The sequence below is a fragment of the Wolbachia endosymbiont of Drosophila barbarae genome, assembly GCF_044752445.1.
Lineage (GTDB): Bacteria > Pseudomonadota > Alphaproteobacteria > Rickettsiales > Anaplasmataceae > Wolbachia > Wolbachia pipientis.
In genome coordinates, this window is the sequence record NZ_JBIXJM010000107.1 from 1 (window position 1) to 2,640 (window position 2,640).

The 2,640-nt window shown below is 35.6% G+C and carries 1 protein-coding gene; it reads right to left on the minus strand.

The window, feature by feature from the left end:
* Positions 1-165 precede the first annotated feature (165 nt).
* Positions 166-2,505 (minus strand): phenylalanine--tRNA ligase subunit beta, encoded by a 2,340-nt coding sequence (gene pheT, locus ACIPNH_RS01385; RefSeq protein ID WP_400771194.1) that lies wholly within the window; start codon positions 2,503-2,505, stop codon positions 166-168.
* Positions 2,506-2,640: the final 135 nt, after the last annotated feature.

The window sequence follows — 2,640 nt, forward strand, 5'->3', positions numbered from 1 at the left end:
ATTTTCTGATGATGGGGTAACATTTAAAAATGATGTGTGGCCTAAAATAGAAGAGCATTTGCATGGAATGTGGGATAGATTTTTCAAGGATATTGAATTCAATATTGGAAATAAATTGGATGAAGTAAGTGTGACACAGCAACGGCAGGAAACTATGATTGTGACTCAACGATAAGTTCTCAAAGTTCCTCCGGTATTTTCACATACTAAATTAACTATAGCACTTGATTCTTTTTGGATCTCTTTTTCAGTTAAAGTGTGGATTGGAGAGCAAAAAGTAACTGACAACGCTATAGACATCTTATTCGGTTCTATATTATTTCCATGGTATACATCGAATATCAAAACTTCTGTGATGAGCTCTGAGCTTTTTTTTATCACATTGATTATGTTACCTACTTCCACATCCTTATTTACTATAAATGCAAAATCACGTTTTACACTTTGGTATTTATAATCGATAAATTTCTTTCTACTTACAGGTAAATTTTCAATATTTTCTAGTATTACCTCAAAACCTACAACTTTTTGCTTGATATCAAAAAGATCTAATATATTAGGATGCAACTCTCCAAAATAACCTGCTACTTTATTCTTAAAAGAGAGAGTGCCTGACTTTCCTGGGTGGTAATGTTCTTTTTCTGCTTTCTCTATCGTTAAATTATCACAATTAACGTTAAAAAACTCCAAAGCTGCTATGCAATCAGCCTTTGCGTCAAAAACATCTACTTTCCTATCAGTATTATAATGGTTTCGCGGTAAATTATTTCCTGATCTAATTCCACTTAAAACATACTTAGACTGAGCTTCACCATCGTAAATCGGCCCGATTTCGAAGATTGCAAGATCAGATATTCCATGGGCAATATTATCAGCAGTAACTTGCAATAAATTTGGCATAATACTTGGTCTCATTATATTAAAGCTATTGTTAAACGGATTATCGATGATAAATAACTTATTCGAGTAACCAAATTTTTCAGCTGTTGATTCACTCATAAACGACCAGGTTAGCACTTCATGAAACCCTCTGTTTGTCATCAAAATACGCAAATTGTCGTATGTACTATCTACTTCTTCAACATTATTTGGTAGTGGTTCTTCTTTTATTTTGTCATAGCCGTATATCCTTGTTACTTCTTCGATTAGGTCAGCCGATATTGTCACGTCCGGTCTCCAGCTTGGTACTTGTACATTCCAATTGCCTTCGGTTTTTTTATCAATACTAAACCCTAGTTTCGTTAAGATATCAAGCACCTCATCAGGCGATACAGACACACTTCCAAACTTGTTCACATCCTGATAATCAAAGCTCACCTTGGTGTCAGCACTATCTAAACTGCCAGCAGACACTACGCTTGAGGTTTCTCCACCACATAAGTCCAGAATCATTTTAGCTGCAAGGTTGAGTCCATCAAAAGTAAATTCAGGATCAACTGAACGTGCAAATCTGTAACTAGCGTCTGTGGAGATGCCGAGCTGCCTTGAAGATTTAGTAATAGAGATGGGATCGAACCAAGCAGACTCTAAAAAGATATCAGTAGTTTCAAGAGTACATTCACTGCACTTACCACCTATAATTCCAGCAATTCCATGAATATTTTTATCACCTGCAATAACGCTTATGTCTTTGTTTAATAAGTATTCTTTACCGTTCAAACCAGCAAATTTTTCTCCGTCGTTTGCTTTGCGTACTGTGAGCTCTCCTTCTATTTTTTTTGCATCATACGCGTGCATTGGGCGGCTGAAAGATATCATAATATAGTTCGTGATATCAACTATTGCAGAAATGGAGCGCATTCCTATCGATTCCAGCCTATCTTTTAACCATTTTGGGCTTTCTTGATTTTTTACATTGGCGATGTATATTCCACTAATAAAACTTTCCCCGTCAGTAACTTCAACATCGATTGGTGAATTTATGGAGCTGGTAAGTTGTGGAATGCTTAAAGTCTTTAATGTCCCAATTCCAGTTGCAGCAAGGTCGCGAGCTATTCCATAAATGCCTAAGCAATCTCCACGGTTTGGAGTAACATTTATATCAATTACAGGGTCACAATTGAAAAATTTATCCCCTACTTTATAATCATCGGAAAGCTCGATTATTCCTTCACTTTCCTCTTGAACCAGCGCAAGTTCAGAAGCAGAGCAGAGCATCCCTTCACTTAGCATTCCTCGTATTTTTGTGGACTTAATTGTGAGATCACTTTCTGGCAACGTGCTACCAAGAGATGCAAGTACAGTTTTCATACCTTCTCTAACATTGTTTGCTCCACAGACTATTTGTAGAATTTTACTTCCATCATTTACTTTACATAATTTTAATTTATCAGCATTTGGATGAGGTACGACTTCTAATACCTCTGCAACAATAAACCCAGTCAATCTGGAATTATCGATCACATCTTCTACTTCTAACCCTATGTGAGTTAATTTATCGGTAATTTCTTCTAAACTAGCATTGGTTTCTAAGTGTTCTAATAACCAAGATAATGTGAATTTCATGGACCTAAAAAGAAGTGAAAAAGTTATTGTAATATAAAATGTAGTGCTTTTAAAGCTTGTTGTAGTGGAATACTTCTACATCATTGTTTATGATGTAGAAGCTTTTGTAACTTTATATCTTCTTGCGAAGAGAAA

Excerpts from the sequence above, each read along its gene's own strand:
- pheT (WP_400771194.1), bottom strand. The coding sequence starts at position 2,505 with ATGAAATTCACATTATCTTGGTTATTAGAACACTTAGAAACCAATGCT.